Source organism: Candidatus Francisella endociliophora, from assembly GCF_000764555.1.
Classification (GTDB): domain Bacteria; phylum Pseudomonadota; class Gammaproteobacteria; order Francisellales; family Francisellaceae; genus Francisella; species Francisella endociliophora.
In genome coordinates this window covers 776856-797965 of record NZ_CP009574.1, presented here as the reverse complement: position 1 = coordinate 797965, position 21110 = coordinate 776856, and the positions used below count along the sequence as shown (strand labels likewise).

The window sequence follows — 21110 nt, the reverse complement described above, 5'->3', positions numbered from 1 at the left end:
GTTAAAGTTGTCAAAAGCCTAGATTGTGTGGCAGCCCAAGTAGCTTTTCTTTATAATTTATTTATATTCATCAAAAAAGATATGTAAATGGTTACAAAGTTTACTCTAGTCAAAACTTTATTTGTTGTAAATGTAATTTTTATAACTTTATCTTTTTATTTTCAAAATGAATTGTTTGGTAATCTTGCAATATTGTTTGCAGCATTATCTTTGATTTTTAGTGTGATTTTTGATAATAAAGTCTTCAATTCAAATCTATTTTTATTTTTATCTAGTTTGCCAGTTTATTTGATAATACCACTTTATCAAAACCCTATGCTTGCAACATTACTAATTACACTACTGATATCAGTGATAGTATATAAAAAGCAAGTTTTTGAACTATTTAGTCTTGGAAAAATAAAAGATATTAGAATTTGGATTGCGATAGCTGTTGTATCTTTAGTAGCTTCAATAAGCTTGATAGTTTGGGGAATGTCAACTAATGAATTAACAGGAGTTGGAATTGCGACTTCTCAAGAGTTTAAAAAACTTAGCACTATTGTAATTTTAATCCTAATACCTGTTGGTGCATTACTAAATGCAGTAGTAGAAGAGGTTATTTTCAGAGGGATTATTCAAACTGAGTTAAGTAGAATTTCTAGTGTTTTTATAGCAATATTTTTACAAGCATTTTTATTCGCAGGATTTCATTATGCTGGAGGCTTTCCAAATGGTCTAAGTGGTTTTGCTATGACTTTTGTTTATGCTTTTGCTCTTGGTACGACAAGATTTAAAGTTAAAGGACTTCTTGCTCCAATCATTACTCATACATTTGCTGATATGACTATTTTGATATTTCTGTGGGTTTATTTTTAGTTTAACCCCCAAGCTTCAATTATATCTTCTTCAGAAATTTTCTTTTGATTAAGGTTTTCAAAATAAATCATATATTGTTTGATGAGTTGGGCAATATACATTCCTTCACCACCTATATAAAAAATGTTATTTTTATTACAGTACTCTAATAGATGGTTTTCTTTATTATCTTTTTCAGGCATAGCGTGGCAAAAAACTATTTTTGCATTTTTGACTAGGTCTATAAATTGAGTATTTTGCTCAATATCAGGTGATGAGGAGATAGGTGTAGCATCTACCACTAAATCATAAGGACCTTCGAAATGCGGGATATTTTCTATACCAAGTTCTTTTTTCTTTTGAGCAACTTTCTCGGCATTTCTACCAATTATAGTTACTTTAATACCTTGATCTTGTAGCACCTTAAAAGCCACACCAGAGACGCCGCCATTTCCATAAATTACAGCAGTTTTGATATCCTGTTTGGATTCTTTGATACCTTTTGTTAAAGCTGTTTGTAGGCCATGACAATCTGTATTGTAACCATAGAGTTTACCCTCTTTGTTTATAATAGTATTTACAGCTAGAGTCTGCTGTGCAAGAGGTTCAACATAGTCTAAGAAAGGTATTACTTTTGATTTTAAACCGTTATGAGCTGTGACAGTTCCACCATTTACGAAAGGTGCTTTAAGAGCATCTGTATAAGTTTTAGCAGTTATATCACCAGTAAATGTAAAGTAACAAAGGTTTACTGCTAACTTTTGAATAGCAGTATTGTGTCTTATGATAGATGAATTACTTCCAGAAGTTGAAAATAAGAACTTAGTGTTGGTATTTACAGGGATTTTAAATGAGTCAGACATTTTTATAATTCTTGTTTATTAAACTAGAAAAAGTTTATAAGAGCTTATGAGCATAATCAATATAAGATTTAGCTATGTGCTATTAACATTGAGTAAGATTTTAAAGGAGGTAATTTACCAGCAACAACTTTCTCAATTATCTCAACGCCAGCTTTTTCATGATTAGCAATCACATGCCACATGCCACTATCAATGTCTGGAACAATATCGTTAATATTATAGTTATCAATAGCTGTAGCATTATATACAATTACAATATCTTTCCAACTATCGCCATTTGCATGGTTTTTGAAATAAGAGATGATAACACCAGAATGTAAGTCATGATACGCAGCTGATACACTAAGGTATTTGCTAATATCTGCAGCATTTGTCATTCTAAAAGCTGGGTGCTCTTTTCTGATTTTTATTAATCCTTTAACATAGTTAAAGAAAGGTTTGTATTTTAGTTTGTCTTCCCAGTAAAAAGCATTGATATCATCGCTACTTTTATAGCTGTTATGATCGCCTTGTTTAGTTCTTAAAAACTCACAGCCACCATGTAAAAAAGGTATACCTTGTGCTGTTAATATCATTCCAAGAGCAAGACCATTTTGGCGAACTCTACGACTTTGGAAAATATCTTCAGGTATCCTTTCACGATAGTTACCAGCTTGAATATTTCTTTGTTGGCTTTTTTCTATCTGATCCCAAAGTGTATAGTTATCATGAGCGTCAACGTAGTTGATAGTTTCTTTAGGTTTGACCGTAAGATCATGGATAGATCCACGTAAACCTTCCATGACTTTACCAATATTTGCTGGGTTATGAGCATCACCATTTATATATCCATTACCAGGGCTATTATTTCCTCTTAGAGCATCTCTAAATGTATCATTAAATACTGAAAAGTCTTGGTTTCTTTGAGTGCCTCTATATGTACCATTCATTAGAGGTGAATCTCCAGCTTTCCAAGGCTCTCCATAAACAATAATATTAGGATTTATCTCTTTGATTTCTTTAGTGATTTCTTTGATAGTATCAAGATCTATTAGCTCCATAAGATCAAATCTAAGGCCATCAATTTTATAATTTTTGATCCAGTGTAATACAGAGTCTTTGATAAACTTTCTTACCATAGGCTTTTCTGTATCTAGTTCATTACCACAGCCTGATCCATTGGTAAAACGTCCAATCTCATCGGTTCTAAAATAATATTTAGGCACAATGCTATCAAAGTTTTTAGTATCAGTCATATGGTTATAAACCATATCCATAACTACACCAATTCCTTTGCTATGAAAACCAGCTATCATTTCTCTAGTGCCTTTTATTCTTTGGGTAGGATCAAAAGGGTTTATGGAGTAACTACCATCTGGAGCATTGTAATTTTTAGGATCATAACCCCAGTTTCTGTTGTTTTCTACATGAAGGCTTAATTCATCAACGGATGAGAAATCAAATATTGGTAGCAAATGTACATGAGTTACACCTAACTCTTCTAAACTATCAATGCCTGTAGAAACAGAGTCTTTATTGTCTTGACTAGTATATTTAGATCCTTCGTAAACTGTACCTAAAAACTTACCTCTGATTTCTTCAGGGATACCACTGTCAGCACTAATTGTGAAATCACGTAAATGTAGTTCATAAAGTACAGCATCTTCTGGAGCTATAGTGTTTTGATAACTATTCTCTAGCCATTTACTTGGAGTGAGATCTGGAGAGTCTAAATCTAGGATAAAGCCTTTTTCTCCATTTGCGCCAAGGCCTACAGCATAAGGATCAATAGCATAAGTTATTTTGGTATGTTTTTCACCACGGTGATCTAAATCATCAAAATAGAATCGATATAGGTAAAACTTATTATGACATAACTCTTTATCAATAGAGATTGTATGCGTGCCATATTCTAGCTCTGGAGTTAATGTGAAAGAGTCATCAGGGATAGCATAATTATCAGCATCTTCATTATATATCAGCAGTTCTACATATTTTGCTGTTGGAGCCCATATTCTAAATGAAACAGTATCATCATTAAATTTAACTCCCATATCGTCTTTAGGGTAGTAGAACTTATCAAGAAAACTTCCCATGGTTACTTTGGTAGGCATAAAAGTATTGTTTGCGCGTACTTCTATTAGATCACTTGGATGTATGTTTTCAGGAATATTAGCAAAAACAACTTTTTTTGATTTATATTTTACAATTGTTTCTACGTTACTTACTCTTTTTGAATTTATCCATAGTTCAAATAACGTACCAATAAGAGGGGTATCAGAAAGGTAAGCTACAACCTTATCTGGTTCATCAAGAACGGCATAGTTTATTTTTGCATTTGTTCTATTAATAACATCAGTCAGTGATGTATAAAGGTACGGGTCACCATAGATGATGTAATAATTATCGTAGTTACCACAAGCTTTAAATGTACCAGTTTGCTCTGCCCAATCATTTTGCCAATGCATTGTCCAAGTTCTTTTTCTAGCGATGATATTGCTATTTGTACAATCAGCATATAGTCCAAAGTCACTTTTTTTGCTTAGAGATTTGACACGTATTTTACCTTTTTCATCAAAAGTCCAAAGATCCCAGCTGAAGTCTTGTCCTTTATACTGCTCATCTTTTTTTATAAAGTGTATTAACTTACCTTCTCTAGGTTCTTGAGTTATTCTGAAGGTTTTCTGAGCTCTGTAGTTAGGGTTATTTTTACTGCTACAACAGACTGTAACTTCGTTTATATCTTTTATAGCAGGGTCTACACTTATTTGATTATCACCCAAGGTTATATATTTTGATCTAGGTTCTGTTCTCCATGTAACTTCGACAACTTCTCTTTTTTTAGTCAAAGATTCTGTAATCGCTGCTAAATCAACTTTATGTCCAGGAACGATATAGTCTTCTGATGATTTAATTGTAAGTTGTAAGGAATTTGTTTGCCAGTTGAATGTTAAAGGCTCAAAAGAGTCTCCACTTGATGAGACCTGTTGTTCATTTCCATCTAAATCCACTAGAATAAAAGTATACTGATTAGAGCCACTAGTAAGAGTTTTAAGGTTAAAAATTTTTTTGGTAAGCCATAAGCTGCCATCATCAGAATCCGCTTTCCATAGCATTTTCAAATGATCTTGTTTTCTCCAATTATTAAAATCACCAAGAACATAACCATAAGAAAACCCATGTGCTTTTATTCTAAACTTAATACTGTTTGTGTCAGTGTCTAGTTCAACACAGTACTCGCCATCTAATTTGAGGAGTTTATGATTTTTATCTTGAATCCATATATTGTTTGCTTCTTGCATAAAAAAATCCGGTAACTTTGTATGGGTTTAATAAATATTAAAAATTAACTTTTTATTATATACGTAAAAGAGTTGAAAACACAGGTTTCCGCTTTTGTCATCGCTGTGAACGATAAAGGATTAGTTAAAAGTCATAGATAAAATTATCTAGAAAGAAATTATTGCTTCAATTTAAGAACTATAGCTGCCATTGGAGGAATTTTGATAGTAATTCTTTGATCGAAGCCATGAGTAGATTCGTTAGCTGTAAATATCTCATCAGACATGATTTGGCCAGAGCCACCGAACTCAAGTTTATCTGAATTAAATACTTCTGTATATGAACCTGCTTTGGGAACACCTAAATGATAGTCATAGTAGGTAACAGGAGTGAAGTTGCATACAAAAACTAAGCTCTCTTTGTTGTCTTTGCTATTTCTAACAAAAGATAAAATACTTTGTTCTGAATTGTTAGCGTCAATCCATTGAAAGCCGCTATGATCATAATCACATTCCCATAAAGCAGTTTCTTTTTTATAAAACTCATTTAGCTTTTTAAAGAATGATAGAGTTTCTCTGTGGGGTTGGTACTCATCTATTATTTGCCACTGTAATTGCTCAAACTCACGCCACTCGATAAACTGTCCAAACTCACTACCCATGAAGATAAGCTTTTTACCAGGATGTCCGATCATATATGTTAAATACAAGCGTAATCCTGCATATTTGTTCCATAAGTCTCCCCACATTTTATCAACTAGAGGTTTTTTACCATGTACAACCTCGTCATGTGAGATTGATAAAATAAACTTCTCTGAGTAGTGATAAGTCATAGAGAAAGTTATCAGGTGATGGTGATATTTACGATAAACAGGATCTAGAGCAATATAACGAAGAGTATCATTCATCCAGCCCATATTCCATTTGAAATCAAATCCTAAACCACCATCTTGGGCAGGAGTTGTAATATCTGGCCATGCAGATGATTCTTCTGCAATCGTTATGACACCTTTACAAGTATGTTTTAGTACCCCATTTAATTCCTTTAAGAATGCAATACCTTCAAGATTCTCATGTCCACCGTGAATATTTGGCTTCCACTGACCTTCATCTCTATCGTAGTTTAGATAGAGGATATTTGATACCGCATCTACACGAAGACCATCAACATGATATTCGTTAATCCAGTACATTGCATTGGATATTAAAAAGCATTTAACTTCATTACGACCTAAATCAAAATTGTATGTTCCCCAGCCCTTATTATCAGCTTTTGTCGGTTCTTGGTATTCATAGCAGGCGCTACCATCAAAGTTTATTAGTCCATGTTCATCTTTGCAGAAATGCCCCGGTACCCAATCTAAAATAACTCCTATATCATGAGTGTGGAGTTTATCTATAAGGTGTTTAAGCCCTACTGGATCACCATGTCGAGAGTTTATCGAATAAAAACCAGTTGGTTGATAACCCCAAGAAGCATCTAATGGGTGTTCATGTAGAGGCATGAATTCAACATGTGTATAACCCATTTCTTTGACATACTCTGGTAGTGTCTCAGCTATTTCTTCATAAGTCATGAACTCACCATCTTTTGTCTTCCAAGAAGCTAAATGCAGCTCATAGGTGTTCATGGGTGTTTCATAATGATTTATTTTAGCGCGTTTTTTGAGCCATTTTTCATCGTGCCATTTATACTCTGTCTTAGTATTTACAACAGATGCTGTGTTGGGTCTTAGTTCTGATTTAAACGCATAAGGGTCACTCTTGTAAACATAGTGATTTGTATCTTTATTTGTAACTACAAACTTGTATTTATCACCAGATTTTACATTGGGTATGAAAACACTCCAAAGCCCAGCACCACTTATATCGAACATATAATGTTCATCTTTGATTTCCCAGTGACAGAAATCACCAATAACACAAACACTTTTTGCATTTGGGGCCCATGTTGTAAACCTTATACCGTTTACATTATTTTCTTTTGCTTGATGCGCACCCATAAAATTGTAGGCGTAAATATGTTTGCCTTCGTGAAAGTAATATCTATCTAAATCTTGTATATTTGAGTTAGAGTTACTCATAAAAATCTCCCAATAAAAATTTGAGTCAGAATTCTAATAACAATAGACGTATATTACTAATTGTATACCATTACATAATGATAAAACGAGTAAAAAGCTGTATTTTTGTTATTTAATTTTTTTAATTAAAATAAGCAATTTTAAATTCAAAGCCATAGTGATAATATTGATGTATATGTCATTCAACTGATTCATCAGTAATTTAACTTTCAAGGTGAAAATGTGCCAGTTAAGCAAATAGCAACGAAACCTTTTGATAATCAAAAACCAGGAACTTCTGGGCTAAGAAATAAGGTTACTGCATTTAAGCAAAATAATTATCTAGAAAATTTTGTTCAATCTATAATTAATTCATTAGAAGGTTATAAGGGTAAGACTTTAGTAGTTGGTGGTGATGGTAGATATTACAATGATATTGCGATCCAGAGAATTATCCGTATAGCTGCAGCAAATGGTTTTGGTAAGATCATTGTTGGACAAAATGGGATATTATCAACACCAGCGGCTAGCTGTGTGATTCGTAAGTATAAAGCTTTTGGTGGGATTATATTGTCAGCAAGTCATAATCCTGGTGGACCAAATGGTGATTTCGGTATCAAATACAATACTGGTAATGGTGGACCAGCACCGGAGAAAATCACAGACAAGATATATCAACAAACTCAGACAATAGCAGAATATTTAATAAGTGATGCTCCTGAAGAAACGTTAGACTTAGCTAAAATAGGCGCTTATCAAATAGAACAAACTCAAGTTGAGGTTATAAACTCTGTTTTAGATTATGCTGAACTGATGCAAGAGATTTTTGATTTTGCTGCAATTAAAAGCCTTGTAAGTAAAGGCCTTAAAATTCGTTTTGATGCAATGTCTGCTGTAGCTGGACCATATGCAAAATATATTTTTGAAGAGGTGCTTGGAGCTTCTGAAGGAACAGTTGTTAATGGTGAACCACTGGAAGATTTTGGTGGCCTTCATCCAGATCCTAACCCCGTAAATGCAGTTGATTTAGTCAAAAAAATGCGTACAGGGGAATATGATTTCGGTGCAGCTTCTGATGGTGATGCTGATAGGAATATGATTGTGGGTAAAGAGATAGATGTAGCTCCATCTGATAGCTTAGCAATTATGGCTGCAAATGCTCATCTGATACCAGCTTATTCGAAGGGTATAAAAGGTGTAGCAAGATCTATGCCGACTTCAGCAGCAGTTGATAGAGTTGCAAAGGATTTAGGTGTTAATTGTTATGAGACTCCTACAGGTTGGAAATTTTTTGGGAATCTTCTTGATGCTGGCAAAATCACTTTATGCGGTGAAGAAAGTTATGGAACAGGATCTGACCATATTCGCGAGAAAGATGGCGTTTGGGCTGTTCTTTTTTGGTTAAATCTAGTTGCTGCAACGGATAAAAGTATTGATGAATTAGTAGTTGATCATTGGCAAAAATTTGGTAGAAACTTCTACTCAAGACATGATTATGAAGCTATCGATAGTGATATTGCAAATCAGATAATGTCAAGTTTGCGTGAGAAGGTTGCTAGCTTAGCAGGAGCTACTTTGCTAGGTGAAAAAGTCAAACTTGCTGATGATTTTAGTTATACAGATCCGATAGATGGTTCTGTTTCAGCAAAACAAGGTATTCGTGTGATATTTGAAGATGATTCTCGTGTTGTATTTAGGTTATCTGGTACAGGTACCCAAGGTGCAACACTTAGAGTTTATTTAGAAAAGTATGAATCAGATTCTAATAAATTCAGTGTACCAACACAGAAAGCATTAGAAAAATTAATAGACATAGCAGAAGATTTATCACAAGTGAAAAAATTAACTGCTATGCCAGAACCAACAGTAGTTACATAAATTTAGTGTGACAATTTATAAGGAGATATAATATGCCTGAACAAACATCTACACACCAACTCTATAAAAAAACAGTTGCGTTAGTATTAGCTGGTGGTCGTGGTTCAAGATTGTATAACTTAACTGATAATCGAGCAAAGCCGGCAGTTTATTTTGGTGGTAAATTTAGAATTATAGATTTTGTGTTATCAAATTGTCTAAATTCTGGTATTCGTAAGATTGGTGTAGTAACACAATATAAATCACATTCATTATTAAGACACTTACAAAGAGGTTGGAGTTTCTTGCGTGGTGAGCTTAATGAGTTTATTGATTTACTACCAGCACAACAAAGAATTGATGAAGAGCATTGGTATCGTGGTACAGCAGATGCAATTTATCAAAATATAGATATTTTAAAATCTTATGATGCAGAGTATATTGTAGTATTAGCTGGAGATCATATCTATAAGATGGATTATTCTGAGATGCTTAGAGATCATGTAAAAAGTGGTCGTGAATGTACGGTAGGATGTGTTGAGATTCCAAAAGAAGAAGCATTCGCTTTTGGTATTATGGGAATCGATGAAGATAGAAGAATTACTGATTTTGTCGAAAAACCATTAACAGATGCACCAACAATTCCAGGTGATGATACAAGGTGTTTAGCAAGTATGGGAATTTATGTATTTAATACTAAATATCTATATGAAATGTTAGAACAGGATATTAAAAATCCTAATTCATCACATGATTTTGGTAAAGATATTATTCCTGCAGCAGTTGCAAAATCTGAAGCTTTGGCTCATCCATTTAGCATGTCTTGTGTACCTCAAGTTAATGGGGTGGCACCATATTGGCGTGATGTTGGAACTATAGATTCTTTTTGGGAAGCAAATCTTGATTTAGCTAGTAATATGCCTGAATTAAACCTATATGATAAGCATTGGCCTATTTGGACTGCTCAAGAGCAGCTACCACCAGCTAAGTTTGTGCCAGGTAAAACTGGGAAGCATGGTGTAATTACAAATACTCTTGCATCAGGTGGGTGTATAGTACTTGGTTCTGAGATATCTCACTCAGTATTGTTTTCAAGTGTAGTGATATCATCGTTTTGTGAGATAGATCAGTCTGTTTTATTACCTCAAGTTAGAGTACGTGAAAACTGTACTTTGAAAAAAGTTGTGGTTGATAGAGGTTGTGAGATTCCAGCAAATACTGTGATTGGTGTTGATGCTGAGTTAGATGCTAAGCGATTTCATCGTACAGATACTGGTGTAGTGCTAGTTACCCAAGAAATGCTTGATAAGCTGAAATAAAACTTCTAATAGTATGGATATGAAATCTGTTTCTAAATTTAGACACGTGGTCTCTAAGATTTTCAATTTATTCTAAATCTATATTTCCACACGTTTTGGGTATATACTTACGCCTATATGAATATTAAATTCTAAGAGGCATTTTTCAATGCAAGTGTTACATGTTTGTAGTGAAGTTTTTCCATTATTAAAAACAGGCGGTTTGGCTGATGTAACAGCAGCATTACCGCCGGCTCTTGAGAAACTTGGTGTAAAAAATAGAATTTTAGTTCCAGGTTTCCCGGCCTTTATGCGACAGCTTAAAGATAAGAAACTAATAACTAATATCTATCCAAAATTTAGAGCAAGTAATATTGATCTATATCTTGGTAAAACTGCTGATACAAATACAGAAGTTTATGTTATTGATGCCCCAGATCTATATCAAAGAGAAGGTAATCCTTATGCAGATGAAAATAGCCAAGCGTATAGTGATAACTATCTAAGATTTGCATTACTTGGCTGGGTTGCTGCAAAGATTGCAGAAGGCTTAGATGAGACCTTTAGACCTCAAGTTGTCCATGCACATGATTGGCATGCAGGCCTTGTACCAGCATATTTAAAAGCTAGCAAAATGTACGCAGGAACTGATGTGAAATCGATATTCACTGTACATAATCTTGCCTATCAAGGGTTATTTCCTTTTAGTGTATTTTCAGAGCTTGATTTACCTGCTGAGTTTATGTCTGTTGATGGGTTGGAGTTTTATGGTAATGTGTCTTTTCTAAAAGCAGGGTTATATTTTGCTGATAAGATAACTACAGTCAGCCCAACTTACGCAAAAGAAATTCAAACTCAAGAACAAGGTTGTGGTCTATCTGGTTTATTAACTACAAGACAAAATGATTTATATGGAATACTAAACGGTGTGGATCCTGATGTTTGGAATCCTAAGAAGGATAAGTTAATAATTCAGAATTACTCAATATCACGAATTGAAAATAAGCTTGATTGTAAAAAAGCATTGCAAGCTTTTTATGGATTAAAAACTCAAAACTTAGCTCCTTTGTTTGGTATTGTTACTCGCTTGACTGAGCAAAAAGGTCTAAAACTGGTATTAGCTGGAGTAACTGAAATACTTGAGAAAGGTGGGCAGCTTGTGGTGCTAGGTAGTGGAGATAAAGATCTTGAAAATGCTTTTGTTGAGTTAGCTAAAAAATATCCTAAGTCAATAGCAGCGCATATTGGTTATGATGAAGAGCAAGCTCATAGAGTAATAGCAGGTTGTGATGTGATACTTGTACCATCTAGGTTTGAACCTTGTGGATTAACTCAGCTGTATGGTTTGATTTATGGTAGCCTACCTTTAGTTCATAAAGTTGGTGGGCTTGCTGATACTGTTGTTGACTCTTCACTTGAAAATTTAGCTGATGATATTGCTACTGGATTTGTGTTTGATAAATTTGAGTTAGATGATTATAAGTCAGCAATAAAAAGAGCATTTGCGTTATATAGTCGCAAAACTGATTGGAAGAAGGTCAGAAAGGCAGCAATGCGCCAGAATTTTAGTTGGGATGTTGCTGCTAAGAAAATCCTTGAAATTTATCAGCAACTGATTAAATAAAGTAAAAAATATCTACGTATCTTGTATAGAAAGTATTTTAATGACATTATACCCATTGAATCAAATTACTAAGAATTTTAATTGAAATAAACTTTTTTGTTAGAAAAGGTTAAAGGTTTTATAAAATGAAAGAAAATAATATCAAGTTACAACTTGAAGAACTATTAGACTGTGAAATTAGCAAAGCAAATGATCATGAATTGTATTATGCCCTTTTAGCTTATACAAAAAAACAAACTGCAAAACTTCCAGAATATGATGCTAAAAAAAAGGTGTACTATATATCTAGTGAATTTCTTATAGGAAAGATGCTAATTAGTAACCTGATGAATTTGGGCATTTATGATGAAATTAGTCAGATATTAAAGGATAGTGGTAAAGATATCGTCCAAATTGAAGAATTTGAGCCAGAACCATCTTTAGGTAATGGCGGTTTAGGAAGATTAGCCGCTTGTTTCTTAGACTCGATAGCATCTTTAGGTATTCCTGGGACTGGCGTTAGCTTGAACTATCACTATGGTTTATTTAAACAGAAATTTAAAGATAATAGCCAGAATGAAAAAAGAAATCCTTGGATAGAAAAGCAAGGTTGGCTAAATAAGAAAGATGTTAACTATATAGTTAATTTTAGAGATTTTAGTGTGAAATCTCAGCTATGTGAAATTGATGTGGTTGGTTATGAAAATAATTTTGTAAACAAACTGTGTTTATTTGATATTGATAGTGTGGATCCCAGCATTATTGAAGATGGAATTACATTTGATAAAACAGCTATCAAAAAGAATTTAACGTTATTTTTATACCCAGATGATAGTGATGAAGATGGACATCTTCTAAGAATTTATCAACAGTATTTTATGGTAAGTAATGCTGTGAGTTTAATATTCTCAGATATTACTAGCAAAGGCTATTCGCTAGAAAACTTGCCAGATCATGCTGTTGTTCAAATTAATGATACTCACCCAACTTTGGTTATTCCTGAGCTAATTCGCCAGTTAGTTGCTAATGGTATAGATATTGATAAAGCTATTGAGCTTGTGAGCAAAACGACAGCTTATACAAACCATACTATTTTGGCAGAAGCTTTAGAGAAATGGCCATTGAGCTATTTAGAGCAAGTTTTATCTACAGAAATGATCGAGATTATCAAATACCTAGATAAAAAAATCAAAGAAAAATATGATGCCCCAGAGCTAGCAATCATTGATGAAGATGATCGTGTTCACATGGCGCATATTTGTATTCATTATAGCTTTAGTGTTAATGGTGTAGCAGCACTACATACAGAGATTCTAAAAAACTCTGAACTAAAACATTTCAATGATTTATATCCGAGTAAATTTAACAATAAGACAAATGGTATTACATTTAGACGCTGGTTGTTACAAGCAAATCCGGAGTTGGCATCTTATTTGAAAGAGCTAATTGGTGATGAATTCATAAAAGATACTAAGGAACTGGAAGAGTTACTTGCTTATCATAATGATAAAACAGTATTAGCTAAACTTGAAGAGATCAAGAAAACTAAAAAAGAACAGTTTATTGATTTTGCTAGTTATTACTCTGGTGTGAATCTTTTAGAAAATGGTATTTTTGATGTTCAGATTAAGAGAATTCATGAGTATAAACGCCAGCAAATGAATGCTTTGTATATTATTCACAAGTATCTTGAGATTAAATCAGGACTATATCCAAAGCCAGAGCGTCCAATTAACTTTATATTTGGAGGAAAAGCTGCTCCAGCATATACAATCGCTAAGCACATTATTCATCTGATTTTATGTTTACAAGAGCTTATAAATAATGATGAAGATGTGAACGAGCATATTCGCGTGTTATTTGTGGAGAACTATAATGTAAGTGTTGCGGAGAAGCTAATACCAGCGACAGATGTTTCTGAGCAAATATCTTTAGCATCAAAAGAGGCTAGCGGTACTGGTAATATGAAGTTTATGCTAAATGGAGCTATTACACTTGGTACTATGGATGGTGCGAACGTTGAGATTGCTGATTTAGTAGGAAGTGCAAATATTTATACTTTTGGCAAAGATAGTGATACGATCATTGATTTATATAAAACAGAAGGTTATAGATCAATAGATTATTATCATAATTCTGTTATAAAAAATGTTGTAGATTTTATAATCTCACCGACAATGCTATCAATAGGCGATAAAGACAAATTAATACCATTATTTAATGAGTTAATCAGTAAAGATTGGTTTATGACTTTAATTGATTTAGTTGATTATATTAAGGTTAAAGATCAAGCATTTAGAGACTATGAAGACCGTGAGCATTGGTTGAAAATGAGCTTGGTGAATATCGGTAAAGCTGGTTTCTTTAGCTCTGATAGAACTATTGCTCAGTATAATAAAGATATTTGGAAGATTTAATTTAAAAGGTAGTTTCGCTACTTGCTTTGCAAGTTATAGCGACATACTTTTTTCATGGCAGAAAAAGTATGCAAAACTGCCTAGCACTATGCTCTCGCTATGTTGTAAATTAACGACAGTTACAAAACTCACTTATGCTCAGACAGTTGTAACTGTTATACCATTAATTTACAACAGCTTGCCGCAAGGTGCATTTTTTAGATGTAGAGAGAGTGTATGAAAAAAGCTGGAATCTTATTAGCTATATCAAGTTTACCAAGCCAACACGGTATTGGTGATTTAGGTAAAAATGCTTATGAATTTATAGATATTTTAAAGCAGAAAAATATCAATATTTGGCAGGTTTTGCCTCTAACTCCTCTTGGGTATGGCAATTCTCCATATCAAGCCAGCTCATCTTTTGCTGGTGATGAAATATATATTAGCTTAGAAAAGTTGGTTGATTATGGTTTACTTGAAGAATCTTCTCTTAAAAATCTAAATGCAGATTCTGATAAGGTTGAATACGAACTAGTTCGTGATTTTAAAGATAAATATCTTGAAGAAGCATTTAGCAATTTTCAAAGTTTAAAAACTAAGTTTGAACAAGAGTATAATGATTTTATAGCTCAAAATCCTTGGGTTAAAAACTATGCTATTTTCAAAGCATTTAGAAAAGCAAATGATGATCAAGCTTGGAACCTTTGGGATAAGTCTTATAAGAATTGGATTAAAGAAAAATCTATAGATCTAAGTGAGTTTCAGACAGATATTGATTATGAACTATTTTTACAGTTTGTCTTTTATAAGCAATGGTTTGAGCTTAAGAAATATGCAAATGAAAATAATATCGAAATTATGGGCGATTTACCTATTTACTTAGGTTTTGACTCTGCAGATGTATGGGAACATCAAGATGTATTTTTATTAGATAAAGATCAAAATCCTACTTTTGTTGCTGGTGTTCCACCTGACTTTTTCTCAGAGACAGGCCAATTATGGGGCAATCCGTTATATGACTGGGAGAAGTTAGAAGATACTGATTTTGAATTTTGGATAGATCGTTTAAATGGTAATTTTAAGCTTTTTGATATTGTGCGAATTGATCATTTTAGGGCTTTTGATACCTATTGGAAGATTCCAGCGGGTGAAACTACAGCAATAAATGGTGAATGGGTTGAAGCTCCAGGTTATAAGTTCTTTGATACGATTTATAAGAAGTTACCTAATGCTAATATTATAGCTGAAGATTTAGGCGACTTACGCGAAGAAGTGTTTGAGCTTCGAGATCATTATAATCTAAAAGGTATGAAAGTTTTTCCTTTTCATTTTGATTTAAAGACTGGTAGCTTTATTGAAGATGCAAATATTGTTGCTTACTCTGGAACTCATGATAATAATACTCTCAAAGGCTGGTATTTTGATGAACTAAATAGGTACCAAAGAAAGCTGTTAAAGAAATATTTCAAAGCTAATGATAGAAATATTTTTAGAAAGATTATTAAGTATCTGCTTAGTTGTGAAGCTGAATATGTGATTTTACCAATTCAAGATATACTAGAGTTAGATGGTCATGCTAGGCTAAATACCCCAGGTACGGTTGGCTCGCCAAATTGGGAGTGGAAATTGGTTAGTTTTGATAGGTTATATCAATTTGTATCGTGATTGGGATAATGGCTTTTTTGTTTAGGTGTTTTATATAGATGTGATTATCATGTATATAACATTGTGTAGTTAAAATGTTTATCTATTTGTAAGATAATTTGAATGCGTAATGAGATATAATTATAATTGCTGTATTTAATAATCGTTAGGCTCCCAAGTTATCTGCTGGGATATTTAGTCAGAAGGATTATGAGTTGAAAGTTTGTATTTACTGCAAAACGAATAAAGACGAAAAACAGTTTACATTAGAACATGTGATCTCACAGTTTTTAGGAGGAGCTCATGCTCCTGACTATTTGAAGACCAGAAATGTGTGTGTAACGTGCAATAGTAACTTAGGTCTTTTTGTTGATGCTTCTTTTGAAAAGGACTTCTTGGTTTTTAATGAACTGAATGAGGCCGCATACGCTTTCTTTAATCCTGATAAACCAGTACCACTTCCATTAAGAAATATAGGAATATCTGATCTTGTACCTTCAGAAATGAAAGAGGATGAAATTTGTGAATGCTGGATTGGTCCTCTAGGGGAACAAATTTACTGGATTCGTCCTACTGACGAAAGAATGTATTGGTATTCTGGCGGAAATCCTAGGACAGTTAAAAAAGTAAGGACTAGAGCATACTTTATATGGTCAGAACGCTCTATAAAGAATCCTATAATTACTTGGTTATCATTCAAGGATGCATTTAAAGGACGTAAAGTTAGGAAAATATCATGCACACAAGTCAAAGGAGCTAATTTGGTTGATATCGGTTTTTCCGAGCCAGATAACTTGGATTTAATGAGAATCAAGTACTTTAATAATATGTGCAGTAATGGGCAGAAGCGTGAAAATAAGTTTTCAATGTATCTTCGTCATGATATTCGCTTTATGGCCAAACTGGCGATTGGTCTTGGTCATGTCTTGTTTGGGGATGATTTTAATAACTCAGAATATACAAATGAACTGCATAAAGCTTTATGGTTCAGAGAAGGAGATAGAGAGCCTGCTATAGTTGGGCAAAGTAATTTAGGCCAAGATAATGACTTCTTGAAAAGGGAGTGCGGCGTATCAAATGGAGTTACATTAACCATTATACCTTCGTTTAAATATCTTACTCTTAACTTGAATATTTCAAGGAAAATGAATTGGACTATAGGTATTGCTGAGATAGATAATATTAAAGATCATATACAAGGAGATCTTGAGCATGGGATATGTATTATTTTATTTAAGTCTCTAGAAAAGGGGCTAAGTTTAACGCTCCCTGAGCTTATTGCTCACAACTCTGGAAACATTATTAATCTAGAACTAGCTGAAGTAGATAAGATTTCAAGAAATAACGAAGGTTACTTTGCGAAGTTATGAAGAGCTTAGCAGGAGCTTGTTATTAGACTAGTTTTCCATTGCACTCTAAACTTGGCTTAGAAATTATAAGGAGAATAGAAAATGCCGAAGTATGAAATAGCTTATTATTACAATGACCATGAAGAGTGGGAGCCAGTCTCATATCGAGAGCTTTTTAGCGATGAGCGCAGAGCTGAGCTAAGAGAGAAAGATCTTAGAGATAGAGCTGATGGGAATTATCATCTAGGAATCAGAAATCACCCTACAACCCCACATTTCTTTGAGAAAAAACCAGTCCGGCAAGGTATTGATCTAGGTGCTGTTGAAAGTGATGCTCATAACGAACAGCAAAACATGATATGTAATTTTCTGAATAAGTACGAAAAACATGATTTTGGCTATTTCGAGCCCCCTTGGGCTGATGAGAAAGGTTATGAGAATCTCCTGAGAGTAAAAAACTATAAGTGGGCAAAAGAGGTTAAGTTTGGTCTTGTTTATGGGAAGTTTGTTTTATTTGATATTTTAGGTAGACATTCAAGCGACATTTCTCTTACAGATAAAAATCCACTAATTGCCATCGAGGTTGTAGATACGCACTTTCACTCTCAACAGGCCTTTAAAGTATTATTGGAATCTACAAAAAACATTCCCTTACTTGTCGGCTATATGTTTCTACCAAAAATGCCTAAATTAAACTCTGTTAAAAAGCCAATTCGATCCAGTTGCTACAGCAAAAATAGAATTCATTGCTACATCTCGGATGGTTCATTTTGGTTTAGGAACGAACGAATTGAAGACTTGTATAATGTTTTTCCAAGTGAACCAGAAGTTTACTATAACCTTGTTAGGGAGAAATTATATGAACAAGATCTTGTGCGGCGACAAAAACTTAATAATCAAGATCAGGTGAGTACATAAATGTACCATTATTTTGGGTGTTAAAATATATAAAATCCTAAACGTGATTTTTTATTATAAAAAAAGAGCTAATAAACTCTTAAATGTGCCTACTATGTTTAAGTAGTGCTTGATCAAATAGCTTACATGCAAGCTATTTGCTAGATTGTAGGTCAAGCCTGATATAATTACGTACTATTTTGTATTGCTTCAACAGTATAAAGGGTGTGGCTCTAATATTATTATTTTCCGTATTGGAGAGAAATACCAATATCATCTAAGCATTTTTCGCAACTCTATCTTTAATATGTTAGAATTTATCTCAATTAATTAGGTTAAAAAATATTTAAAATGCTTACATTTCAAGAGATTATTTTAAAACTACATCATTATTGGGCATCTAAAGGTTGTGCGATTATTCAGCCATTAGATATGGAAGTAGGTGCTGGGACTTTTCATCCAGCTACAACTCTACGAGCGATAGGTCCAGAGCCATGGACAGCGGCATATGTTCAGCCATCAAGAAGACCTACGGATGGCCGCTATGGTGAGAATCCTAACCGAACACAACATTATTATCAGTATCAAGTTGTGATGAAACCATCTCCGGATAATATTCAAGAGCTATATTTAGGATCATTAAAAGAACTTGGTATAGATGCTTTAGAAAATGATATTCGTTTTGTCGAAGATAACTGGGAGTCACCAACGCTAGGTGCTTGGGGTCTTGGTTGGGAAGTATGGTCAAATGGTATGGAAATTACACAGTTTACATATTTCCAACAAGTTGGTGGTCTTGAATGTAAACCTGTGATGGGCGAGATTACTTATGGTCTTGAGCGTCTTGCAATGTATATTCAAAATGTTGATAGTATGTATGATTTACTTTGGGCAAATACTCAAAATGGACCTTTGTATTATCGTGATGTATTTCTGCAAAATGAAATTGAGATGTCTACTTATAACTTCGAAGAAGCAAATGTAGAGGAGCTTTTTAAACAGTTTGATCTGCTTGAGAAAGAAGGTTATAGATTGGTAGAAAAGAATTTACCAATTCCAGCTTATGAGTTTGTCTTAAAAGCATCTCATACATTTAATTTGTTAGATGCTCGTCATGCGATTTCTGTTACAGAAAGACAGGGATATATCTTAAGAGTTAGAAAATTGGCTCTTCAAGTTGCTCAAGAATATTATAATGCTAGAGAAAAAATGGGTTTTCCTGCTTTTAAGAAGTAAGTAAATATAAAAAGGCTTCGCTAACTTACTATGTAAGTTTTAGCGACATACTTTTTGCAATAGCAGAAAAAGTATGCAAAACTGCTTAGCACATGTTCACGCTTTATTGTAAGCCATTGGTGCCTACAAAAACTCGCAAGCTCGAACAGTTGTAGTCACTAATTCAATGACTTTGACAATAGCTTGCCACAAAGTGCTTTTTTTGCGGTAAAAATAAAATGAAAAATATTAGTCAAGTTTTAGAGTTTCTAGGTATTCAAACCTCTTTAGAAAATAATTATCAAATCAAATCTCTATATTTAGATAGTCGTAAATGTGATAGCGAATCTGCCTTTATAGCTCTTAAAGGACAAGCTACAGATGGTAATAAATATATTGATGCTGTTTTAGATAAAGGTACAAAACTTGTTTTAAGTGATGATGACAAGCTATCTCATAAATTGGCGAGTACTTCCTCTTCATACTTCGACTCCGCCCAGCAATCTGAAGAGGAGAAGGCTAATATTTTTTATGTTGAAAATTTAAAAGATAAGTTACCAGCTCTAGCAAGGTGGTTTTATGATTATAAAAAACCTCAAAATATAATAGGAATAACAGGCACAAATGGTAAAACTTCTATTTCTAGCTATATTGCACAACTTCAAAAATTACTAGGGCAGAAGTCTCTATTACTTGGTACAAATGGTAATGGTATTTACCCAGATTTAAAAGAAAGTACGCATACAACGCTAGATATATTATCTCTATATCAAATAATAAGTGAGTATAGTCAACTTCCCCCTTCATACTTCGACTCCGCTCAGCAAACTGAAGAGGAATTTGTGAATCTAGTGATGGAGGTATCATCTCATTCATTGGATCAAAAGCGTACTGAAAGTTTGAATTTTGATGTGGCGGTATTTAGTAATCTTAGTCATGATCATTTGGATTATCACAAAACTATGGATAGCTACTTTGAGGCTAAAGCAAAACTATTTCAGTTTGATAACTTAAGAAAAGCTGTAATAAATATAGATGATGAATACGGTCAGAAGCTATGTAATATTTGCGGTTGTGAAGTAATAACTGTTAGCTTGAAATCAAAAAATGCAGATATTTATCTAAAATCTAAGACTATCGAGAATATGCAAACAAGTTTTGATTTATATATTTCTCAGGAACTTATTGGTACATACCAAACAGCTCTTATAGGTGGATTTAATCTAATGAACTTGGGTTTAAGCTTAGCGGCATTAGATGATAATTCTACTAGAGAGCAACTACTTATAAATATTTCCAAAGTACAGCCTGTAAAAGGGCGTATGGAGGTGGTTGAGCTAAAAAATAGTGCTAAGGTTATAATTGATTATGCACATACTCCGGATGCTTTAGAAAAAGCTCTACAAACTTTAGCTAGTTATAATTCAAATAATCTATGGTGCATTTTTGGTTGTGGTGGTGATAGAGATACTAGTAAAAGACCTATAATGGCACAAATAGCTGAGAAATATGTTAGCAAAATAGTAGTTACAGAAGACAATAATCGTTTTGAAAATATTGAAAATATTTTTAGTGATATAAAGAAAGGCTTTGTTAATTCTGAAAATCACACATTTATACCATCCCGAGAAGAAGCTATAAAATATGCTATTGAAAATTCTAAAGCTGGAGATATTATTATACTAGCAGGGAAAGGCCATGAGTGCTATCTTGATAAAAATGGTGTCAAAGAGCATTTTGATGAGCGAGAGATTATTGCTAAGTATAATAAAGTATCTTTTTAGCTAACTGAGTGGAGTCGAAGTATAAAGAGAGATATATAAATCCT

General features: G+C 33.5%; 13 protein-coding genes. 10 read left to right on the top strand and 3 right to left on the bottom strand.

What is annotated here, in order from left to right; genetic code table 11:
- Positions 1-87: 87 nt before the first annotated feature.
- Positions 88-858 carry a CPBP family intramembrane glutamic endopeptidase gene (locus QI37_RS03950; protein ID WP_040008769.1) on the top strand — a complete coding sequence of 257 codons (771 nt, stop codon included), beginning with the start codon at positions 88-90 and terminating at the stop codon, positions 856-858.
- Here the strand turns inward: QI37_RS03950 and QI37_RS03945 are convergent.
- From QI37_RS03945 to glgB, 3 genes are all read right to left on the bottom strand, one after another.
- Positions 855-1700 (bottom strand): shikimate dehydrogenase family protein, encoded by an 846-nt coding sequence (locus QI37_RS03945; RefSeq protein ID WP_040008768.1) that lies wholly within the window; start codon positions 1698-1700, stop codon positions 855-857. The genes QI37_RS03950 and QI37_RS03945 overlap by 4 nt on opposite strands.
- Before the next feature lie 68 nt (positions 1701-1768).
- Positions 1769-4981, bottom strand: coding sequence for a type I pullulanase (gene pulA, locus QI37_RS03940; protein ID WP_040008767.1), 3213 nt, complete (start codon positions 4979-4981; stop codon positions 1769-1771).
- A 158-nt stretch (positions 4982-5139) separates the two neighbouring features.
- Entirely contained in the window at positions 5140-7044 is a 1905-nt protein-coding gene (glgB, locus tag QI37_RS03935; RefSeq protein WP_040008765.1) for a 1,4-alpha-glucan branching protein GlgB, read from the bottom strand.
- Positions 7045-7266: 222 nt separating this feature from the next.
- On the opposite strand from glgB, the gene QI37_RS03930 reads away from it, so the two are divergent.
- From QI37_RS03930 to QI37_RS03890, 9 genes are all read left to right on the top strand, one after another.
- Entirely contained in the window at positions 7267-8901 is a 1635-nt protein-coding gene (locus QI37_RS03930) for an alpha-D-glucose phosphate-specific phosphoglucomutase (protein ID WP_040008763.1), read from the top strand.
- Positions 8902-8933: 32 nt separating this feature from the next.
- Positions 8934-10199 (top strand): glucose-1-phosphate adenylyltransferase, encoded by a 1266-nt coding sequence (gene glgC, locus QI37_RS03925; RefSeq protein WP_040008762.1) that lies wholly within the window; start codon positions 8934-8936, stop codon positions 10197-10199.
- A gap of 148 nt (positions 10200-10347) precedes the next feature.
- Entirely contained in the window at positions 10348-11802 is a 1455-nt protein-coding gene (gene glgA, locus QI37_RS03920) for a glycogen synthase GlgA (RefSeq protein WP_040008761.1), read from the top strand.
- A gap of 125 nt (positions 11803-11927) precedes the next feature.
- Entirely contained in the window at positions 11928-14198 is a 2271-nt protein-coding gene (gene glgP / locus QI37_RS03915; protein WP_040008758.1) for a glycogen/starch/alpha-glucan family phosphorylase, read from the top strand.
- Between the two features lie 216 nt (positions 14199-14414).
- Complete coding sequence (gene malQ / locus QI37_RS03910; RefSeq protein WP_040008756.1) at positions 14415-15842, top strand: 4-alpha-glucanotransferase; 1428 nt, start codon at positions 14415-14417, stop codon at positions 15840-15842.
- 254 nt (positions 15843-16096) lie between these two features.
- Positions 16097-17191 (top strand): hypothetical protein, encoded by a 1095-nt coding sequence (locus QI37_RS03905; protein WP_235261396.1) that lies wholly within the window; start codon positions 16097-16099, stop codon positions 17189-17191.
- 81 nt (positions 17192-17272) lie between these two features.
- Complete coding sequence (locus QI37_RS03900; RefSeq protein ID WP_040008753.1) at positions 17273-18088, top strand: hypothetical protein; 816 nt, start codon at positions 17273-17275, stop codon at positions 18086-18088.
- Between the two features lie 330 nt (positions 18089-18418).
- A complete protein-coding gene (glyQ, locus tag QI37_RS03895; protein ID WP_040008751.1) occupies positions 18419-19303 on the top strand; it encodes a glycine--tRNA ligase subunit alpha in 885 nt (294 codons plus the stop codon).
- Positions 19304-19521: 218 nt separating this feature from the next.
- Positions 19522-21066, top strand: a complete 1545-nt coding sequence (locus QI37_RS03890; protein WP_040008749.1) for a UDP-N-acetylmuramoyl-L-alanyl-D-glutamate--2,6-diaminopimelate ligase — start codon at positions 19522-19524, stop codon at positions 21064-21066.
- The last annotated feature ends 44 nt before the right edge of the window (positions 21067-21110 follow it).